Source organism: Kocuria sp. WN036 (assembly GCF_002287015.1).
Classification (GTDB): Bacteria; Actinomycetota; Actinomycetes; order Actinomycetales; family Micrococcaceae; genus Kocuria; species Kocuria rosea.
This window is the reverse complement of the sequence record NZ_NSKF01000005.1, coordinates 15,611-34,488: the sequence shown is the minus strand read 5'-3', so window position 1 is coordinate 34,488 and position 18,878 is coordinate 15,611. Positions and strand designations below refer to the sequence as shown.

Sequence of the window (18,878 nt, the reverse complement as noted above, 5' to 3'; positions counted from 1 at the left end):
ATCAGCAGGTCGGGTCGTCGGGGAAGCCGTGCTGGACGACTTGCCAGGACTGGCCCGGTTGGCGGAAGAGGTCGTAGTTGTGCAGGGCCCTGCGGTCCTTCTGCTTGCCGCTGACGACCACGCCGTCGCGGTCCACGACGGTGACCTCGGAGGAGTCCAGGCAGACGGTGACGCGCACGGCTTCGCCGTCGTCCGTGGGCAGCGGGGCGGAGACGGGATCGCCGACGACGACGGGCGCCCCGCGCTGCTCCCAGCCCTGGTGCTCGAACTCGGCCAGGGACGCGAGGACCTCCTGGAGGGCGGCGCCGGCGGCGTTCTCCTCGGCCGCCGCGACGGCGGCCGGGTCCAGCTCGGCGGGATCGTTCGCGCCGCCGAGCTCGGCGGAGGACTCCGGGTTGGCGGGGTCCGCCGGGGCCGGCCGGTCGGACGGGACGAAGGCCTCCTGGGCCTCGAGCACCGCCTCGATCTGCTCGACCTCGGGCGCGTCCGCGGCCACGGGCGCCGCCGAGGGCAGGTCCTTGGCGCGGACCTCCTGCGGCGTCTCCAGCTCCACCACGGTGGACGCCTCGAGGGCGTCGGCCGCCGGGTCGTCCGTGGCGCCGGCGGTGCCGCAGCCGGTCAGGACGCCGGCGAGCAGGAGCCCGCCCAGCACCGTGCGGGCTGTTCGGGCAGTGGGACCTCGAGTGCTCGATGTGCACGACAGGTCAAGGATCATGTCAGCTCCCCCCAGATCTGAACTTCCGGCGCCGAATGGCCGGCGCCGCGGTGATCCGCCGCAGGTTGTGGGTCGAGGGACCCCCGCGGCGTTCCGGACGACCCCCCGCCCGGATTCATTGGATCGCATGGAGTCTAACCCTGGCGTTAACGATCGGGAACGGAATCCGATGTCCCCTTTTGTGACCCGGATTATCAGATGCAAACGCGGGTTTCTCCGCAGTAGGGTGAGGCGATCACCGGAATTCCCTCGAGCAAACGGGGGTCCGGACGCAGCACGGGACGGCCGCGGCTCGGGGGAGCGCGGCGTCCGGCGAACGCAGGGAGACGTTGTGGCGGGGGAGACATCAGGACCGGTTCCGGCAGGGGCGCGCCGGCGTCCGAGGGCGCAGCTGCCCGTGCGGCAGTTCGCGCACCTCGACGCGATGCGGGCCGCCGCGGTGATGCTCGTGGTGCTAGCGCACGCGGGGCTCGAGGTGGTGCCGGGGGGCAGCGGGGTGACGGTCTTCTTCGTCATCTCCGGGTTCATCATCACGCACCTGGTGCTCAAGGAGCACCGGCGCACCGGGGGCTTCGACATCGCGGGGTTCTACCGCCGGCGGGCCCTGAAGCTGGCCCCGCCGCTGCTGGTGGCCCTGGTGCTGCCCACCGCCCTGTACGCGTGGCTGGTGCGGCCGGTGAGCCTCGGGGACTTCCTGGGGCAGGTCTTCTTCTTCTTCAACTGGCGCTACACCGACTCCCAGGTGGACGTCCTGCCCGGCTCGATCGTGGTGTGGAGCCTGTCCATCGAGGAGCAGTTCTACGTGGCGTTCGCGCTGATCTGGCTGCTGCTCGTGGGCCGGCGCCGCCCGGCCACCGCGCTGGCGGTGCTGGCGGGGACCGCCGCGCTCGCCTCGGCGGGCGCGCGGGTGGCCCTGCACCTGGGCGGGGCGAGTGCGGACCGGATCTACTTCGGCACGGACACCCGGCTCGAGGCCATCGCGATCGGGGTGCTCGCCGCCGTCTGGTACGCCCGTGCCACCGGGGAGCGTGCGTCCGGGGAGCGTGCTGCCGGCGCCCCGGCGTGGTGGGGCCGGGACCGGGTCCTGGTGCTGGCGGTGCTGCTGTACCTGGCCTCGCTGCTGATCCGGGACGAGCTCTTCCGCGAGACCGTCCGCTACACGGCCCAGGCGGTGGCTGCCTGCCTGGTGGTGCTCTGGGGCCTGCACGGGCCCACCGGCCGGATCGGGACCCGGGTCCTGGCGGGGATGCGGTGGAAGCCGATCCAGCTGCTGGGGCTGGCCAGCTACAGCATCTACCTGCTCCACCTGAGCGCCGGGCACGCGCTGAGCGCGGTGTTCGGGGAGCTGCCGGGGCCGGCCGGGGTGGCCCTGCGCGTGCTGGTCGGCACCGTGGCCGGCATCGCCTGCTGGTGGTGCGTGGAGGAGCCCGTGGCCCGCTGGCACCACCGCCGCCGTGACGCTCGCCGCCCCGCGGCGGCCGCCGCCCCGGTGCCCGCCGGGCAGACGTCCGGCTAGACCGACACCTGCCCGTCCGCTGCGGGCGGGCGGGCCCACAGATTTCCGCCGCGCACCCGAGGTGCTCGCGGCGAGCAGACCGAGAGGGACCTCCGGCGCAGTCCGGGCGGTCCACCGGGCCGGGGCTGAGGAGGCCCCGGCAGGATCCCGAGGGGGGAATGACTGACATGAGCACCGACAAGCACGCACCGCGCGTGGGGTACGCGGCCGGGGCGTTCGACCTGTTCCACGTGGGGCACCTGAACATCCTGCGCCAGGCGAAGATGCACTGCGACCACCTGATCGCCGGGGTCGTCTCGGACGACCTGATCGAGATCACCAAGGGCCACCGGCCCGTGGTCTCCCTGCGCGAGCGGATGGAGATCGTCGAGCACATCCGCTACGTGGACCAGGTCCACGCCGAGGTGCTGCTGGACAAGCTGGACACCTGGCGGCAGCTGCGCTTCGACGTGTTCTTCAAGGGCGACGACTGGCGCGGCACCCCGAAGGGGGAGCGGCTCGAGCGGGAGTTCGCGGCGGTGGGCGTGGAGGTCGTGTACTTCCCGTACACGGTCCACACGTCCTCCACGAAGCTGCGGGCCGCCCTCGAGGTGCTCTCGCTCCCGGTGGGCTGAGGCTCAGCGCGGCGGCTCCGGGGGGTGCTGCCGCCCGGAGCCCTCGCCCGCCCACGGCGGCCGATGCTGCTCCGGCGGTCCCGGCGGCGCGTGCCCGGGACCGGCCTGCCCGGAACCGGTGCGGCCGGGGCCGTCCTGCCACGAACCGGCGGACAGGGAGCCGTCCCGCTGGGAGCCGTCCCGCCACGCACCGGGGGACTGCGGACCGTCGTGCCGGGGATCGGCATGCTGGGGGCCGCCGGGCCACGACCCGGCGTCGCCGCTCCGGCCGCGGTCGAGTCCGTGGTCCCGGCCCTGGTCCGCGCGCCGGCGCGCGCGGGAGCGGCGGGCGGCGTCCCAGGCCCACACCCCGAGGGCGCCGAGGCCGAGCAGCGCCACGAGCAGGCCGACGACGGGACCCAGGAAGGGCACGGCCCGCAGCAGCACGTAGACCAGCAGGCCGAGGGCCAGGGCGAGCACGCGCTTGCCGAAGCTCACCGGTGCCCGGTCCCGGAGCAGGAGCCCGCCCGCGGTGAACCCGACCACGACCGGGGCCAGCAGGGCCACGGCGAGCACCAGGCCCAGGACCAGCACGAGGTCCAGCACCACGGCCGTGGTCACGACCGCGGCGGCCAGCCCGGCGAGGGTCATCCAGCCCAGGGCGACGGCCAGCAGGATCGACACGACGAGCACGGCGAGCACGGCCACGGCCGTCCCCGCGATCGTCAGCGCGCCCCAGCCGAGGCTGAGCCAGGGCCGGGCCCGGAGCGTGCGCGCCGCCCCGGTCACGGCCCGGGGCAGCAGCCACAGGGCGAGCAGCCCGACCAGGAACAGGGTGACGAACAGGCGCAGCCCGGCGAGCAGCAGCGCGAGCGGCCCGGCGGGCCCGGCCGGCTCCTCCTCGACCACGACCTGCTCGTAGACGACCTCCCCGGCGATCTCGGCGCCCGGGGCGATCGCGGCCTCCGTCCCGGACCGGTAGGACAGGCTCCCGTCCAGGCGGGCCTCGTCGGTCAGGGTCAGCCCGGGCTCCACCCGCGGCACGGCCACCCCGGTGGTGGGCGCCCAGGCGGCCCCCACCTCGTCTGCGGAGCCCACGTCCGCCTGCACGTCCCCGCCGATCGCCCCGGCCAGGGCGAGCGCGGCGGCCCCGGCGGTCACCTTGCCCTCGACCGTGCCGGCCAGCAGGGCCTGGTACGCGCCGAGCAGGACGTCCCCGCCGATCTCGGCGCCGGGGCGGGCCTCCAGGCTGTAGCCGGCCGTGACCAGGTCGTCGGCCACCCGGGCCTGCTCGCCGAGGAGGAGCACCTGGCCGGCCACGCGGGCGTCGTCGCCCACGGTGCCCTCGATCACCACGGTCTGGGCCGCGGCCATCAGGTCCCCCTCCACCGTGCCGTGGATCGTCACCGTCCCGGCGGCCACCAGCAGGTCGCCGCGCACGGTGCCGTCGACCACCACGTCCCCGCCGGTCACGTAGAGGTCGTCGTCCACGACCTCGTCGGCCGCCACCACCACGTTCTCCTCGCCGCGGATCTCAGCGGCCCCGGCGGCGGGGGCGGTGAGCAGGAGGCCCGCGAGCGCGGTGGCCAGCAGGGTCAGGAGGGTCAGCAGGATCGGCAGGCGGCGGAGGAACGGGACGGGCGAGGTGCGGGGCACCGGCAGGGTCTCCATGGTCCCGAGTCCACGCCCGGGCCGGGACGGAGTCAAGGCGCGGCCCAGTGTGACGGCGGTCCGCCATGTACCCGCGCGTAGGTGAAGAGGTGGTCACGGTTGCGGACCGTTCCCCGTGGGAGCGGGATCGCGGTCCTAGCCTGGGGCTGTCGCGTGGCGGGCGCGCGGAAGGATTCCGACCGGGGGTGGGTCATGACAGGACAGGGACTCGGAGCAGGCGTGGTCACGGCGGTGGTGGTGCTGGCGGGGCCGGTGCCGGCGGCGTTCGCGCACGGGGACGACCGGCCGGACGGGCCGCGCGTGGTCGCGGAGGGCCTGGACAATCCCCGGCAGCTCAACAGTGACCAGGACGGGAACCTGGTGGTGGTGGTGGAGGCCGGCCGCGGCGGTCCGGACTGCGTCGGCGAGCGGTGCGCGGGGCTGACCGGCGCCGTCACCCTGATCGAGAACCCCCACCGGGACGAGCCCGCGGTGTCGACCGTGGTGGAGGGTCTGCTGTCCGTGGCGGCGCCGGACGCGTCCTTCGCGGAGGGGCCCGGCGGCGCGGACGCCACGGACGTGGACGGCCAGTACATCGTCGCGGGCTACGACCCCGAGCGGCTCGACCTGTCGGTGTTCGAGGCGCGTGGCGCGTCGATGCTCGTCGCGGGCACCGAGGAGAACGGGGAAGAATACCTGCTCGCGTACGCCGATCTGCAGGCGGCCGAGGAGGAGCTCAACCCGGACGGCGCGCAGATCGACTCCAACCCGTACGCGGTCCTGTACGTGGACGAGGACGACGAGGTCTCGCCGGACGGCTACGCGCTCGTGGCCGACGCCGGCGCGAACACCGTGTGGAAGGTGGAGCCGGACTTCTCCACCGCCACGGAGGACGCGCCGCCGGAGTACGAGATCACCGCGTGGGCCACCTGGCCGACCACCGCCCTGCCCGACGGCACGGACGACCCGGAGGGCCCGGCCGAGTTCGTGCCCACGTCCCTCACCGCCGACGAGCACGGCAACGTCTACGTGGGCGGGCTGGGATCGGTCCGCCCGGGGGAGGGCGCGGTCGTGCAGTTCTCCGCGGACGGCACCGAGCTCCGCCGCTGGGACGGCTTCACCGCGGTGACCGGCGTGGCCGTGGACCGCGGCCACCTGTACGTCTCGCAGCTGTTCGGGCCCACGCCGCCCATGCCTCCGGGGGAGACCCCGGCGGCGGAGGCGCCGCCGAGCCCGGGGCAGGTCCCCGGCCAGGTGGTGGTCGTGCACCGGCACCACGAGGACGCGGCGCGGTACGCGATCGACGTGCCCCTGCCGGCCGGTCTGGCGACCGGGCGGCACGGGCAGGTCTACGCCTCGGTCAACAGTGTGGCTCCGGCCGAGGGGATCGTGGAGGGCCCGCAGAACCCGTTCGGCGCCGTCGGCGGCGGAGCGGTCTGGGAGCTGGACTTCTCGGACGCCTACCGCCTGGAGGACACCAGGGAGTAGGCCCCGGCGCCGGAGGAACGACGACGGCGGTGGCGCGGCGCCGGCCCGTCACCGCCGCCGGACCGCACCGACCGGCCTCCGGGGGCCGGAGGCACGCAGGACCACCCGGGAACGACGTTCGAGGCGAGGAAGAGCCATGGCACCGACGACCGAAGATCTGGTCCACCTCATCGCGGAGGGGTTCGTCTGCGCCACCGAGGGGAGGGGGCACGCCACGCCGGGAGGGCGGCCCCCGAGCAGGATCGTGGTCGACGCCACCGAGGGGTTCATCCCCCTGTGGCAGCCGGGGTCGATGCTGAAGTGGCGCTTCCAGGAGCGCAGCTTCGCGCTCGCCCCCGACCCGCAGGAGAGCCGGTCGATCGTCGGCGGGCTCATGAGCGAGGCCCTGGTGCGGTGGAGCTCGGCCGCACCGGTCCGGTTCACCCACGACCCCGACCTGTGGGACTTCGAGGTGGTGCTGCGCAACGCCGCGGACTGCACCCCGGAGGGCTGCGTCCTGGCCAGCGCGTTCTTCCCGGACGGGGGGCGGCACGAGCTGACCGTCTACCCCACGATGTTCGAGCAGTCACACGAGGAGCAGATCGAGACGATGATCCACGAGTTCGGCCACGTCTTCGGGCTGCGGCACTTCTTCGCGGCGAACCTCGAGAAGCCGTGGCCCTCGGAGGTCTTCGGGACGCACAGCCCGTTCTCGATCATGAACTACGGGCCGAGGAGCAAGCTCACGGACGAGGACCTCGGCGACCTGCGGGAGCTCTACCGGTTGGCCTGGGCCGGCCACCTCACCGACATCAACGGGACCCCGGTCCGGTTCGTGCGGCCCTACAGTGCCTCCGGGTCACCGGTCGCGGAGGCCGCCGGGGCACTGCCGGTCACGGCCCGGACGGACGCCCGCTCCCCCCGGTACTGACCGGGACCGGCGCCCGCCGCGAGCCCGGTCCGCGGGGCCCGGAACGGCCGGGCGCCGGTGCTTCCTGGCACCGTGTCAGTCATCCGTCCCGTGTCAGCCGTCCGCGCCGCGGAACCGCTGCTCGCCGAGGAACTCCTCCGCGATCTCCAGCCGGCGCCGGGCCCGGTCCGGCGGCCCGCCCGAGCGGCGGGCGCCGGCCACCAGGGACAGGGCCACCCCGGCGCAGCGCACCCGCAGCGCGGCCGGGTCCACGGCCGCGTCGAAGCCGGCGAGCAGGCGCCGCGCGGCGGCCGGCGCGTGCCCGTAGCTGTCGTGGACCGTGGGCAGGACCGCCAGGTGGGCCACCAGGCAGGCGAGGTCGTCCACCCGGTGGCCGGGGCCCACGGCGTCGACGTCGAGCACCCCGGTCACCGGGCCGAACGTCCCGCGGACGGCCGGGCCGACGAGCAGGTTCGCCTCGTAGAGGTCCCCGTGCACGGGCACCACCGGGCCGGGGTCCGTGGCCCGACGGGCCTCGTCGCTCGCCGCGGCGAGCCGTTCGATCCGTCCGCGCTCCTCCGGCAGGGCCACCGCGGCCGCGTGCCCGTAGTCCAGGACCCGGTCCGTCCAGGAGGCGCGGGCGGGGAGCTCCAGCGCGGCGGCGGGCAGGGCCTCGAGCAGCGCCAGCACGTGCTCGGGGTGCAGCGCGGCGGCGCCGTCCTGGCGCACGGACGCGGCCAGCGGGGTGCCGGGCAGCTGCCGGAGCACCACCACGTCCCGGACCGGGTCCTCCACGGGCGCCGGCACGGGCAGCCCGGCCTCGAGCAGCATCCGGTGCCGGGCGTGCAGCGCCGCGGCCCGGTCCCGCCGCAGCACCTTGAGGTAGCGCACCCGGGACCCGTGGGCCGCCCGCAGCACCGCCCGCCGGGTGGGCCGGTAGGAGACCTCGGTGAGCTCCGCGGGCTCGGCGGAGCCGAAGACCTCCCGGCCCACCGCCCCGGGCGAGGACGCCCAGGCGAGCCCGGGCAGCCACGGGTCCTGCGGGTGCCGCCACGCCACGAGGTCCACGCCCTCGTGCCGGGTCCGCACCACCGCCGGGGACGTGCCGGCGGGCGGGGACGTGCCGGCGGGCGGGGAGGCGGTGCTCACGCACACCACCTCGGCGCCCCGCCGTGCCCCGGCCAGGGCCACGACGTCGAAGACCGCGGTGACCCCGGCGCCCGGCCGGTGGTGGACGCGCCGCCGGGTCCAGCGCTGCACGGACAGCCCGGCCGGGCTCAGCGCGGCCGCCAGGACCGGGCCGATCCCGGTGCCCGAGAGCAGGGCCACGGCCTCCTGCTCCGGGCCCGCCACGGGGCTAGACCAGGTCCTCGGACAGCTCGAGCCAGCGCAGCTCGAGCTCCTCGATCTCGTCCTGGACCGCGGTCAGCCGGGTGGTGATCTCGCCCAGGCCGGTGTAGTCGGACTGGTCGTGCGCCGCCATCTCCGCGTGCAGGGCGTCGACCCGGGCGGACAGCTTCTCCAGTTTCCGCTCGATCGCGCCCACCTCCTTCTGCGCCGTGCGGGCCTGCGCACCGGAGAGCTTGGGCCCGCCCTGCGCCGTCGTCGTCCCGTTCGAGGACGCCGCCCCCGTGGCCGCCAGCGGGTTCGAGGCGTTCGCGGAGCCGGCGGCCGTGCCGGTGCGGGACTGGGAGGCGAGCTCCAGGTACTGCTCCACGCCGCGGGGCAGGTGCCGGAAGCGGCCGTCGATCACGGCGTACTGCTGGTCGGTGACCCGCTCCAGGAGGTAGCGGTCGTGCGAGACCACCAGGAGGGTGCCCGGCCAGGTGTCGAGCAGGTCCTCCATCGCGGTGAGCATGTCGGTGTCGAGGTCGTTGGACGGCTCGTCGAGGATCAGCACGTTCGGCTCGTCGAGCAGGATCATCAGCAGCTGCAGCCGCCGCTTCTGCCCGCCGGAGAGGTCCTTGACCGGGGTGGCCAGCTGCTCGTTGGTGAATCCGAGCCGCTCCAGCAGCTGGCCCGGCGTCATCTCCTTGCCGTCGGCCAGGTAGGTGGTGCGCTTCGAGGCGACCACGTCCGAGACCCGGTCCTCGGCCACGTCCTCCAGCTCGGACAGCTGCTGGGTGAGGGTCGCGATCTTCACGGTCTTCCCGCGCTTGACCCGCCCGCTCGTGGGCTGCACCTCACCGGTGACCAGGCCCAGCAGCGTGGACTTGCCCGCCCCGTTGACGCCCAGGATGCCGGTGCGCTCACCGGGGGCGATCAGCCACGTGACGTCCCGGAGCACCTCCCGGGGCCCGTCGTCCTCGGTGGGGTAGGAGACGGAGACCTTCTCGAGGTCCACCACGTCCTTGCCCAGCCGGGAGACCGCCAGCTGGGACAGGGCCACGGTGTCGCGCGGCGGCGGGACGTCGTTGATCAGCTGGTTCGCGGCCTCGATCCGGAACTTGGGCTTGGCCGTGCGGGCGGGCGCGCCGCGGCGCAGCCACGCCAGCTCCTTCTTCATGAGGTTCTGCCGCTTCGACTCGATGGTGGAGGCCTGCCGGTCCCGCTCCACGCGCTGCAGGACGTACGCCGCGTAGCCGCCCTCGAAGGGCTCCACCATCCGGTCGTGCACCTCCCAGGTGTCGGTGCACACGGCGTCCAGGAACCACCGGTCGTGGGTGACCACGGCCAGGCCGCCCTGGTTCTTCGGCCAGCGGTTGTTCAGGTGGCGGGCCAGCCAGGTGATGCCGTCCACGTCCAGGTGGTTGGTGGGCTCGTCCAGGAAGATGACGTCCCAGTCGCCTGCCAGCAGCGCGGCGAGCGCCACGCGGCGCTTCTGGCCGCCGGAGAGCTCGCCCAGCTTCGCGTCCCAGTCCAGGTCCTTGACCAGCCCCGAGACCACGTCCCGCACCTTCGCGTCCCCGGCCCACTCGTGCTCCTCGCGGTCCCCGACGACGGCGTGCCCCACGGTCAGCTCCGGGTCCAGCACGTCGGCCTGGTCGAGCATGCCCACGCGCACGCCCGAGCGCACGGTCACGCGGCCCCCGTCCGGCTTCAGCCGTCCGGCGAGCAGCTTCATGAGCGTGGACTTGCCGTCGCCGTTGCGGCCCACGATGCCGATCCGGTCGCCCTCGTCGATGCCGAGACTGACGGCGTCGAAGACCGTCTTGGTGGGGAATTCCAGGTGCAGGTTCTCGCCGCCGAGTAGATGTGCCACCCGTCAAGGGTACTCGCGCCCCCGCCCCGCCGAGTCCCCCCTCTCTGGGCCCCTGGGCGCACCGAGCCCCCATGATGGGCCCCCTCGGCGCGCCGACTCCCCAGTGACTGGACCCTTGCCGCGTCGAGCCCCCAATGATTGGGGCTCTGCCGCGTCGAGTCCCCCATCTCGTCGCAATCCCCCCAACAGGATCGGGGGGAGTTGCGAGGACATGGGGGGCTCGGCGGAATGGGGGGGCGGAAATGGGGGCGGGGGGAGGCACATGAGCGGACAGGAATTTCTCAGCGGCGGCTCAAGCTCGGGTGAGAGCATGGAGAGCATGGAGCAGAATCCGACGGAGCGATCCTCCGCGTCCCCGAGCACCCGTCCGCTGGGCACCAGGCTGGACGGGATCACGGACCTGGAGAACGCCGTCCGTGCCGTGACGGAGCACCCCGGACCCGTGGAGATCCCGGCGGGACCCGGTCAGCTGGTCGGGCGCCACCTCGGCTCGGTGCCGCAGCGGCAGGTCGGGGAGGCGCTGCGCGGAGCGGGCGCCGACCCGCTGATGCTCCGGGCGGACATCTCGATCGACGAGGACATCCCGGACGAGGGCGTCATCGCGGTCCTGGACGACCACCTCTCGCTGGCCGCCGGCGTGGGCGCGGAGTACCTCGTGGTGCCCCGGGCCGGGATGGGCGGACGGGGCCGCAGCGAGGAGCGGATCTTCTCGATGCTGGCCGCTCTCGACGAGGCGGCCTCGGCCCACCAGGTGCACCTGCTGCTCGAGACGGAGGGCGCCACCGCGGACGAGGTGGAGCTGGTCGAGTACCTGGAGCGCGCCCGGGAGGCGGGGACCCTGGACGTGGACCCGCACTACGTGGCGTCCGTGGCCTGGAACGTGGCCGCGTCCTCCGCGGCGGGGGAGGGCCCGGCCGCCGCGTTCGAGCGGATGCGGCCCCTCCTGGACCGTGCGCCGCTGATCGTCTGCGGGGTGGACGAGGACACCGTGGAGGACCTGTTCGCCGCCGTCCCGGAGCTGCGGGAGGCCGCCGCCACGGCCCGGATCATCGTGATCCTGGGGCGCCCGGGAGCGGCGGGGGCCTGACCCCCGAGTGGTAGGGTGACTGCCTGTGCACTGCGTGCACCACTGCCGTTCCACGGCGGTGCTCCGCCTTGGTGTAATCGGCAGCACCCCGGCCTTTGGAGCCGTGGAGTCTAGGTTCGAGTCCTAGAGGCGGAACGTCCGCATCCCGCCCGAGAGCCCGGAAGCTCGAGATCCCCAGAGCCGAAGAGCCCACAAGCTAGTGAGACGGAACAGAGCCGGAGCCGGTGAGCCCACCGGCTCCTCTCTCAGATCGACGACCGAGGAGCTGCATCCCGCCGTGAGCACCCCCCAGACCCCTGCACATCGTCCGGGGGCGGCCGCCGGGCCCGCCGCCGTCATCGTCCTGGCCGCCGGCAAGGGCACGCGCATGAAGTCCAAGACCCCCAAGATCCTGCACCGGATCGGGGGTCGTTCCATGGTCGGGCACTGCCTGGTGGCCGCCCGGAGCCTGCACCCGCGCCGGCTGGCGGCCGTGGTGCGCTTCGAGCGGGACCTGGTGGCCCCGCACGTCCTCGAGCAGGACCCCGAGGCGATCGTCGTGGACCAGGACGAGGTGCCCGGCACGGGCCGCGCCGTCCAGGTGGCGGTGGAGGCGCTGGACGCCCAGGAGCGGCTGGCCGGCACCGTGGTGGTCACCTACGGCGACGTCCCGCTGCTGACCCCGGAGGTCCTGCAGCGGCTGGTCGCCCACCACGAGGAGCGCGGCAACGCGGTCACCGTGCTGACCGCGGACCACGAGCAGCCCGGCGGCTACGGCCGGATCCTGCGGGACGCCGACGGCTCGTTCCGCGAGATCAAGGAGGCCAAGGACGCCACCGAGGCCGAGCTCGCGGTCGCCGAGATCAACTCCGGCATCTTCGCCTTCGACGCCGACGTGCTGCGCGACAGCCTCGCGAAGGTCACCTCGGACAACGCGCAGGGCGAGATGTACCTGACCGACGTCCCGCTTCTGGCCCGCGAGGCCGGCCACGCGGTGGACGCGCTGAAGATCGAGGACCGCTGGGAGGTCGAGGGCGCCAACGACCGCGTGCAGCTCGCCCAGCTCGGCGCCCACCTCAACCGCCGGATCCTCGAGGCGCACATGCGCAACGGCGTGACGGTCGTGGACCCCGCCAGCACCTGGATCGACGTGCAGGTGCGGATCGCCGCGGACGCCACGATCCTGCCGGGCACCCAGCTGCACGGGGGCACGCGGGTGGGCGAGGACGCCGTCGTCGGCCCGGACACCACCCTCACGGACGTGGAGGTCGGCCCGGGCGCCCACGTGGTGCGCACACACGGCTCCGGCTCCGTGATCGGCCCCCGGGCCAGCGTGGGCCCCTTCGCCTACCTGCGCCCCGGCACGGTGCTCGCGGACGAGGGCAAGATCGGCACGTTCGTGGAGACCAAGAACTCCCGGATCGGCACCGGCTCGAAGGTCCCGCACCTGTCCTACGTGGGGGACGCCACCATCGGCGAGCACTCCAACATCGGGGCGGCCTCCGTGTTCGTCAACTACGACGGCGTGCGCAAGCACCGCACCGTGATCGGCGACCACGTCCGGATGGGCTCCGACAACATGTACGTGGCGCCCGTGCAGGTCGGGGACGGCGCATACTCCGGGGCGGGCACCACGATCCGCAAGGACGTGCCGCCGGGGGCCCTGGCCCTCACCGAGGGCGCGCAGCGGGTCGTCGAGAACTGGGTCGTGGAGCACCGTCCCGGCACCGCCGCGGCCGAGGCCGCGTCCCGGGCCCTGGGCAACGGCGCCGCGACCGCGGCCGGGACCGTTCCGTCCGGGACCACCGAGCACTCCACGGCAGGGACCGGCGCCGGCACCACGGCGCACGGCGCGGCCGGGGACACCACCGAGGAAAGCGAGTAGCAATGACCACTGCCATCACCAACGAGGGCGCCAAGCAGCTGGTCCTGGTCTCGGGACGGGCCCACCCCGAACTCGCCGAGCGCATCGCCACGGAGCTGGGCACGGAGCTGATCCCCACGGACGCCTACGACTTCGCCAACGGCGAGACCTACGTGCGGTTCGGGGAGTCGGTGCGCGGCACGGACGCCTTCCTCATCCAGTCCCACCCGGCCCCGATCAACCAGTGGATCATGGAGCAGCTGCTCATGATCGACTCGCTGAAGCGGGCGTCCGCCAGGTCCATCACCGTGGTGTCCCCGTTCTACCCCTATGCCCGGCAGGACAAGAAGCACCGCGGCCGCGAGCCCATCTCGGCCCGCCTCATCTCGGACCTGTACAAGACCGCCGGCGCGGACCGGCTGATGTCCGTGGACCTGCACACCGCGCAGATCCAGGGCTTCTTCGACGGCCCGGTCGACCACCTGATGGCCATCCCGCTGCTGGCGGAGCACGTGCGCTCCGTCGTCGACGTCGAGAACGTCACCGTGGTCTCCCCGGACACCGGGCGCGTGCGCGTGGCGGAGCAGTGGACCGAGCTGCTGGGCGGCTGCCCGCTCGCGTTCGTGCACAAGACCCGCGACATCACCCGGCCGAACCAGGCCACCTCGAAGGAGGTCGTGGGGCAGATCGAGGGCCGCACCTGCGTGCTGATCGACGACATGATCGACACGGGCGGGACGATCTCCGGCGCCGTGCAGGTGCTGCGCGAGCGCGGGGCCAAGGACGTCATCATCGCCGCGACCCACGCCGTGTTCTCCGACCCCGCCGTGGAGCGGCTGTCCACGTGCGGCGCCCTCGAGGTGGTCGTCACGGACACCCTGCCCGTGCCCCCGGAGCACCAGTTCGAGAACCTCACGGTCCTCTCGATCGCCCCGCTCATCGCGCGCGCCATCCAGGAGGTCTTCGAGGACGGCTCCGTGACCAGCCTGTTCGACGGCAGGTCCTGACCCGCTCCCGGGAACGGTCGACGACGACGACGCAGCCCCTCGCCACCCGGCGGGGGGCTGCTCCGCCACCGGGGCCCCCACTGCTGAGCCCCTGCAGCGGGGCCCGGCACCGCAGGAACCACCGTCCCGGGCGGCACCGTCCGGGGAACTTTCGCGCCGACAAGGACAGCCCGCACCCCATGACCCGACGACGACACCGCCTCCTCGGCCCGCTGCTGCTGTGCGGCGCCGCCGGGCTGGTCCTCACCGGCTGCGGCCCCGACCTGCGCGAGCCCTGGTCCGGCGGCTACGTCAACACCACGTCCTATCCGTACTTCGACTTCGGGGCGGAGACCGCGGGGCAGTCCCGCACGGTGCTGGGGTTCGTGGTGGCCGATCCCGAGGACCCCTGCACGCCCTCGTGGGGCGGCTACTACGGGCTGGACGAGGCGGAGGACGTGCTGTGGATGGAGGAGCAGATCGCGTCCCTCCGGGAGCAGGGCGGGGAGGTGGCGATCTCCTTCGGCGGCGCCGCCGGGGCCGAGCTGGCCACCGTGTGCACCGACCCGGACCGGCTGCTCGCGGCGTACCGGACGGTGCTCGAGCGCTACGACGTGGGCATCGCGGACTTCGACATCGAGCTGGACGACCTCGAGGACCGGGAGGCCAACCGCCGGCGGGCCGAGGTGCTGGTGCGCCTGCAGGAGGAGCGGGACGAGCCGCTGGAGGTGTGGGCCACGCTGCCGGTGGCCCCGCACGGTCTGGACCAGGACCCGGTGGAGGTCGTGGCACAGCTGCTCGCGGCGGAGGTGGACCTCGCCGGGGTCAACCTCATGACCATGAACTACAGCGAGAGCAAGCCCGCGGGGCAGTCGATGGCGGCGGCCTCGGAGGAGGCGGCCCGCTCGGCGCACGGCCAGCTCACCGCGCTGTGGGAGGCAGCCGGCCAGGACCTCTCCGCCGAGGAGGTGTGGAACCGGATCGGGCTCACCCCGATGATCGGGGTCAACGACGTCCCCGGGGAGGTCCTGGACCTGGACGCGGCGGCCGAGCTCGCTGGGTTCGCCCGGGAGCAGGGCGCGGGGCGGCTCTCCTACTGGTCGGTCAACCGGGACCGGCCGTGCACCGCGCAGGACGGGGACCCTGCGGAGGCCAACGACTTCTGCAGCGGCCTCGACGAGGAGGCCGGGGAGTTCACCCGGGTCCTCCTCGAGGGCTTCGCGGGCTGAGCGCCGCCGGCTCCCGCACGGAGCGGGGGTAGAGCCAGGATCGGCCGGGGAAGCCGGTGCCGGCGGCTCCTTGTCCCGCGGTTCCCTGTCCCGCGGCGGTGGCAGCAGCGGGGCCAGGAACAGGGGCAGGCATGGGAGCGGTGGCGGGGGTGGCAGCGGGCCGGACCGGCCACAGCCGCGGCCGCCGTCCCGCGGCGAGGTCCTCCGCCCAGCCCACCGCGAGCACGACGACGGCGAGCAGCGGCCAGACCAGCAGGAAGGACAGCCACGGGCTCGCCAGCAGCCCGGGCACGGCCGTGGCCAGGACATCGCTCTCCCACAGCACGTCGACGAGCAGCACGGTGCCGACCAGCAGAAGGTTGTGCCACAGGTACACGGTCATCGCCCGGGAGTTGAGCAGGGTCACGGCCCCGTCCAGGAACCGCAGCGGCCGGGGCAGATCCCGCCAGGCAGGGGAGACGCGCAGCAGCACGGCGCAGAAGCCGAACGACCACAGGGCCTGGGCGAACGGGATCTCGTTGAGGTCCCACCCCGCCTCGCCGCGGTGCCCGGCGGCCCAGCACAGGCCCAGCCCCATCACCGCGGGCCCGGCCGCGAGGACGGCGCCGCGGGGGATGCGGCGCAGCATGCCGCTCTGGTGGGCGAAGCCCAGGATCCAGCAGGAGCCGTAGGTCGCGAGGTCCGTCACCGGGGCGTCCGCCCAGGAGGGCAGCGGCACGAGCCCGAGGGCGAGCAGGCCGCTCAAGGCCAGTGGGGCGAGCAGCACCGGCCAGGGCCGGGCTCGGAACGCCCGCAGCAGCACGGGGGAGAGGAGCAGGAACCAGAAGTAGGTCCGGACGTACCAGAGGATCTCCCCGGCCTGCACCGGCCAGGTGGGATCCACGGCCCCGGACCCGGCGCTCTCAGGGAGGACCGGATCCCCGACCGGGAGGCACCACAGGAGCACCTGCCCCCAGGACGCGTCGGCCCCGGGGGACCAGCCCTGCCCCACGAGCAGCGCCAGGACCGTGGCGGCGTAGACCCACAGCGGCACCAGCACCCGGCGGGCCCGGGAGACGAGGACCGTGCCCGCGGGCCGGCGCAGGGACCGGGCCATCAGGAACCCGGCCAGGGCGAACATCACGCCCATGGCGGGGAACACCAGGCTGAAGACGGCGCCGGCGAACGTGTGGTAGGCGACGACGCGGACCAGCGCGATCGACCGCAGCAGGTCGAGGTACCGGTCCCGGCCGGGCTCAGACCCGCTCACCGCGCCGGCCCTCCTGCCACGGGGCCACGGAGGCCGCGGGGGCCGCGGAGCCGGCGGGCTCCGCCGCGGGGGCCAGGTCGATGACGCTGTTCGTGCGCTCGGGCTTGTACCAGCCGATCATCCGACCCCGCAGCGCCTGGAGCAGGGAGGCGTAGAGGAGGTAGGCGCGCAGGGGCTCGTAGATGATCCGGTAGACGGGCACCACCAGCAGGTGGGTCCAGGACTCGCCGACCATGCGGATGGCGAGCACGCAGATCACGGCGTGGATGGCCAGGACGAAGGCGGCGAAGGCGGCGATGGGCTGCCAGTTGCCGGCGGCCAGGTTGATCCCGGCCATGAGCACGGTCAGCGGCAGGAAGACCAGCGGGACGAGGGTGGCGAGCAGGGTGTAGGGCAGGGCCACCATCCCGAGGAACCCGTAGCGGGGGCGGAAGAGCATCCCGGCGTGCTTCCACAGGGCCTGGAGGTTGCCGTAGGTCCAGCGCAGCCGCTGCTTGGCCAGGCCGCGCACGGTCATGGGGGCCTCGGTCCACGCCACGGCACGGTTCTCCTGCACCACGGCCCAACCCAGCTTCTGCAGGGTCATGGTGAGGTCGGCGTCCTCGGCGAGGGTGTCGTGGGAGTAGCCCCCGGCGGCCTGGAGGGCCTCCTTGCGCCAGGCGGCGCACGCCCCGGGGACGATGGAGATCGCCCCGGCCACGCCCTCGCCCATGCGGGTGACGCAGATCCCGGAGATGTACTCCAGGGACTGCCACATGGTCAGCAGTCCGGTGCGGTTGCCGACCTTCACGTGCCCGGCCACGGCTCCGACGGGGCGCTTGGCGTCCTGGGCGTAGAAGTGACGGGCGAACATCCGGACGGTCTGGGGCTCGAAGAGGGTGTCCCCGTCGAGGGTCACCACGATCTCGCCCCGGGCGGCCATGATCCCGTGGTTGGAGGCGATGGACTTCCCGCCGTTGGGCTGGGTGATGACCGTCAGCGCCGGCCAGGACGCGGCGTGCTCGCGCATGATCGCCAGGGTGCGGTCGGTGGAGCCGTCGTCCACGGCGATGACCTCGAGGTTCGGGTAGTCGCTGGCGCGCAGGGCGGCCAGGGTGCGGGCGATGACGGGCTCCTCGTTGAACACCGGCAGGATGACCGAAACCAGGGGCAGCCGGTCCTCGGGGAGCTCCGGCCAGGCCCGGCGGGTCTGGCGGCGGTGGCCGATCAGGGCCAGCACCACGTAGAGGGCGGACATGAGGGTCAGAGACCCGATGCCGAACCAGAACAGCCACGTCATGACCACGTCCGGGGCCACGGTCAGTCCGGCCACGGCCAGGGCGGTGGCGTCGTCGGCGAGCACGGGCTCGGTGTCCGCCGCCGGCAGGTAGCCCTCGGGGACGATGGGGGCCAGCGTCGAGAAGGTGTAGCCCTGCGCCTTGGCCTCGGTGATCAGCTCCTTGAGGGCGGCCACGGTGGCGGTGCGGTCCCCGCCGCCGTCGTGCATCAGCACGATGTGGCCCTCGCCGTCGAGCGCGGGCAGGTCCACGGTCTCCCCGGGCGCGGCCTCCCAGTCGTGGGTGTCGTAGTCGAAGTCCACGTGCAGGTAGCCCAGCTGCTGGGCCTCGAGGATGGGCAGGGCCTTGTTGTCCGGGTCGCCGGTGGGCAGGCGGAACAGGTGGGTCGCGTAGCTGCCGACCGAGCGCATGGCGCGGTCGGTGCCGATCAGCTCCTCGCGGTTGCGCAGGTCGTCGTCCCAGGCGGTGGTGTGGGTCATGGTGTGGTTGCCCACCATGTGCCCCTCCCGGACGATCCGGCGGAAGAGCTCCGGCTGCCCGACCACGTTGGTGCCCACGCTGAAGAACGTGGCGGGCACGCCCTCGGCCGAGAGCACGTCGAGGATCTCACCGGTGTAGGTGGCGTCGGGGCCGTCGTCGAAGGTCAGCATGAGCTGCTTCTCCGGCAGCTCACCGAAGCGCTCCATGACGTAGGGGCTGTCCCCCACGAGCTCCCGCTCCTCGTCGGTGAGCACCCGGAACACGTCCTCGCTGAACGGGCTGCGCAGCACCGTCCCGGCCTCCGTCTCCTCGACGAGCCCGATCCGGCTGAACGGGTTGGACGCGTCCCCGAGCAGCGGGATGTTCTCCTGGTCCCCGGTGGCGATCAGCTCCCGCGGATAGCCGTTCTCCTGGTGCAGCGGCCGCTCCCAGGGCTGGGCGAGCGCCTGCGGGACGATCCAGGACACGGCGCCGGCCGCGAGGGCCAGGAGCACCACGAGGGTGGCGAGGATGCGGTACCAGCGCTTGCCGCTGGGGTCGAAGAACACCGGCGGCGCGGCGCTGCTGCCGGTCCGCTCCGCGCGTCGGCGGTGCGGTGGTCGTCGGTCGTTGTCGGATGCTGCCACGGCGTGCTCGTTCCCCCGGTCGGCGGTCCGTCCCCTCGACGGACCGGC

Annotated in this window: 14 protein-coding genes and 1 tRNA gene; 9 read left to right on the top strand and 6 right to left on the bottom strand. The window is 73.8% G+C overall.

The window, feature by feature from the left end:
- Position 1: 1 nt before the first annotated feature.
- Complete coding sequence (locus CK505_RS04945) at positions 2-715, bottom strand: hypothetical protein (RefSeq protein ID WP_136341166.1); 714 nt, start codon at positions 713-715, stop codon at positions 2-4.
- 397 nt (positions 716-1,112) lie between these two features.
- Here CK505_RS04945 and CK505_RS04940 point away from each other — a divergent pair, with 397 nt between their 5' ends.
- Both CK505_RS04940 and CK505_RS04935 read left to right on the top strand, forming a co-directional pair.
- The gene (locus CK505_RS04940; RefSeq protein ID WP_176475290.1) at positions 1,113-2,231 is read left to right on the top strand and encodes an acyltransferase; all 1,119 of its coding nucleotides are present in this window, start codon (positions 1,113-1,115) and stop codon (positions 2,229-2,231) included.
- Positions 2,232-2,398: 167 nt separating this feature from the next.
- Complete coding sequence (locus CK505_RS04935) at positions 2,399-2,845, top strand: adenylyltransferase/cytidyltransferase family protein (RefSeq protein WP_095650427.1); 447 nt, start codon at positions 2,399-2,401, stop codon at positions 2,843-2,845.
- A gap of 3 nt (positions 2,846-2,848) precedes the next feature.
- On the opposite strand, the gene CK505_RS04930 is transcribed toward CK505_RS04935, so the two are convergent.
- Positions 2,849-4,495 carry a polymer-forming cytoskeletal protein gene (locus tag CK505_RS04930; RefSeq protein WP_095650426.1) on the bottom strand — a complete coding sequence of 549 codons (1,647 nt, stop codon included), beginning with the start codon at positions 4,493-4,495 and terminating at the stop codon, positions 2,849-2,851.
- Between the two features lie 192 nt (positions 4,496-4,687).
- Between CK505_RS04930 and CK505_RS04925 the strand changes: the two genes are divergently transcribed.
- Positions 4,688-5,962 (top strand): ScyD/ScyE family protein, encoded by a 1,275-nt coding sequence (locus CK505_RS04925; protein WP_095650425.1) that lies wholly within the window; start codon positions 4,688-4,690, stop codon positions 5,960-5,962.
- 136 nt (positions 5,963-6,098) lie between these two features.
- Positions 6,099-6,872: a matrixin family metalloprotease gene (locus CK505_RS04920; protein WP_095650424.1), complete on the top strand. Its 774-nt coding sequence runs from the start codon at positions 6,099-6,101 to the stop codon at positions 6,870-6,872.
- A gap of 93 nt (positions 6,873-6,965) precedes the next feature.
- Here CK505_RS04920 and CK505_RS04915 read toward each other — a convergent pair whose 3' ends face one another.
- A complete protein-coding gene (locus CK505_RS04915; protein ID WP_095650423.1) occupies positions 6,966-8,204 on the bottom strand; it encodes a phosphotransferase in 1,239 nt (412 codons plus the stop codon).
- A 4-nt stretch (positions 8,205-8,208) separates the two neighbouring features.
- Positions 8,209-10,053 carry an ABC-F family ATP-binding cassette domain-containing protein gene (locus CK505_RS04910; RefSeq protein ID WP_095650422.1) on the bottom strand — a complete coding sequence of 615 codons (1,845 nt, stop codon included), beginning with the start codon at positions 10,051-10,053 and terminating at the stop codon, positions 8,209-8,211.
- 319 nt (positions 10,054-10,372) lie between these two features.
- Here CK505_RS04910 and CK505_RS04905 point away from each other — a divergent pair, with 319 nt between their 5' ends.
- The 5 genes from CK505_RS04905 (at position 10,373) to CK505_RS04885 (ending at position 15,198) form a co-directional block, all read left to right on the top strand.
- Positions 10,373-11,140, top strand: coding sequence for a hypothetical protein (locus tag CK505_RS04905; RefSeq protein ID WP_141246779.1), 768 nt, complete (start codon positions 10,373-10,375; stop codon positions 11,138-11,140).
- A 62-nt stretch (positions 11,141-11,202) separates the two neighbouring features.
- Positions 11,203-11,275 (top strand) — tRNA-Gln (locus CK505_RS04900).
- A 142-nt stretch (positions 11,276-11,417) separates the two neighbouring features.
- Positions 11,418-13,004, top strand: a complete 1,587-nt coding sequence (gene glmU / locus CK505_RS04895; RefSeq protein WP_095650420.1) for a bifunctional UDP-N-acetylglucosamine diphosphorylase/glucosamine-1-phosphate N-acetyltransferase GlmU — start codon at positions 11,418-11,420, stop codon at positions 13,002-13,004.
- A 2-nt stretch (positions 13,005-13,006) separates the two neighbouring features.
- Entirely contained in the window at positions 13,007-13,990 is a 984-nt protein-coding gene (locus CK505_RS04890; protein ID WP_095650419.1) for a ribose-phosphate diphosphokinase, read from the top strand.
- A gap of 179 nt (positions 13,991-14,169) precedes the next feature.
- On the top strand, positions 14,170-15,198 hold the full coding sequence (locus CK505_RS04885) for a chitinase (protein WP_095650418.1): 1,029 nt from the start codon (positions 14,170-14,172) through the stop codon (positions 15,196-15,198).
- On the opposite strand, the gene CK505_RS04880 is transcribed toward CK505_RS04885, so the two are convergent.
- Together CK505_RS04880 and CK505_RS04875 are read right to left on the bottom strand one after the other, a co-directional pair.
- Complete coding sequence (locus CK505_RS04880; RefSeq protein ID WP_095650417.1) at positions 15,164-16,447, bottom strand: acyltransferase; 1,284 nt, start codon at positions 16,445-16,447, stop codon at positions 15,164-15,166. The genes CK505_RS04885 and CK505_RS04880 overlap by 35 nt on opposite strands.
- On the bottom strand, positions 16,434-18,830 hold the full coding sequence (locus CK505_RS04875) for a bifunctional polysaccharide deacetylase/glycosyltransferase family 2 protein (protein WP_229587709.1): 2,397 nt from the start codon (positions 18,828-18,830) through the stop codon (positions 16,434-16,436). The genes CK505_RS04880 and CK505_RS04875 overlap by 14 nt, the downstream gene beginning before the upstream one ends.
- Positions 18,831-18,878: the final 48 nt, after the last annotated feature.

Bases quoted from the DNA above. Each gene is read 5' to 3' on its own strand.
- CK505_RS04930 (WP_095650426.1), bottom strand. From the start codon at position 4,495: ATGGAGACCCTGCCGGTGCCCCGCACCTCGCCCGTCCCGTTCCTCCGC.
- CK505_RS04885 (WP_095650418.1), top strand. From the start codon at position 14,170: ATGACCCGACGACGACACCGCCTCCTCGGCCCGCTGCTGCTGTGCGGC.
- CK505_RS04905 (WP_141246779.1), top strand. From the start codon at position 10,373: ATGGAGCAGAATCCGACGGAGCGATCCTCCGCGTCCCCGAGCACCCGT.
- CK505_RS04945 (WP_136341166.1), bottom strand. From the start codon at position 715: ATGATCCTTGACCTGTCGTGCACATCGAGCACTCGAGGTCCCACTGCC.
- CK505_RS04920 (WP_095650424.1), top strand. From the start codon at position 6,099: ATGGCACCGACGACCGAAGATCTGGTCCACCTCATCGCGGAGGGGTTC.
- CK505_RS04890 (WP_095650419.1), top strand. From the start codon at position 13,007: ATGACCACTGCCATCACCAACGAGGGCGCCAAGCAGCTGGTCCTGGTC.
- CK505_RS04925 (WP_095650425.1), top strand. From the start codon at position 4,688: ATGACAGGACAGGGACTCGGAGCAGGCGTGGTCACGGCGGTGGTGGTG.
- CK505_RS04935 (WP_095650427.1), top strand. From the start codon at position 2,399: ATGAGCACCGACAAGCACGCACCGCGCGTGGGGTACGCGGCCGGGGCG.